The organism is Streptomyces alkaliphilus (assembly GCF_014141535.1).
Taxonomy (GTDB): Bacteria; Actinomycetota; Actinomycetes; order Streptomycetales; family Streptomycetaceae; genus Streptomyces; species Streptomyces alkaliphilus.
This window is the reverse complement of the sequence record NZ_VKHT01001604.1, coordinates 1-648: the sequence shown is the minus strand read 5'-3', so window position 1 is coordinate 648 and position 648 is coordinate 1. Positions and strand designations below refer to the sequence as shown.

At 77.5% G+C, this 648-nt stretch carries 1 pseudogene; it reads left to right on the top strand.

Annotated elements, in window-relative coordinates:
- Nucleotides 1–648, top strand: a pseudogene (locus FNQ90_RS25905) (ATP-binding protein); the annotation flags it as partial.

Genomic DNA, 648 nt, shown 5'->3' with positions numbered 1-648 from the left:
GCCCCCAGCCCTCCGACGGATCGCCCGACGGGGCGCCCGGGGAACCACCCGGTGCCGCCCGCGGCCGACCGGACGGCCACGGCGGCCCCGCCGGGCCCCTGGCTCTCCGGCTCACCGCGCTGCGCCGCCGGGTGGCGGCACTGGTCGAACACCGCTCGGCGGACGACCCCACCGCCGGGGACCCGCTGCGCGGCCTCCACCTGCCGGAGGCCGCCGTCCGGCACCGCCTGCGAACCCCCGCCGAACCGGAGGAGGGGGAGATCCTCGCGGACCACCCCCTCCACGGCGCGGCCCCGGTCGGCCCCGACGACCGGTTGGCACGGCTGGCCCGACGTCTGAACCTGACGGACCAGGACACGGCGATCCTGCTGATCGCCGCCGCGCCCGACCTCGACCGGAACTTCGAGACGTTCTACGCCTACCTCAACGACGACGTCGGCCGGCGCAGACCCACCGTCGGCCTCGCCCTGGACCTCTGCGGCCTGTCCACCCTGGACGCCCTCGCCCGCGACCACTTCCACCCCACCGCCCCGCTGTCCCGGCTCGGCCTGCTGGACGTGGGGGACCGCGACGCGCCCTTCCTCGGCCGCCCGCTCCGGGTGCCCGACCGCCTCATCGCCCACCTGCTCGGCAACGACATCCCCGACG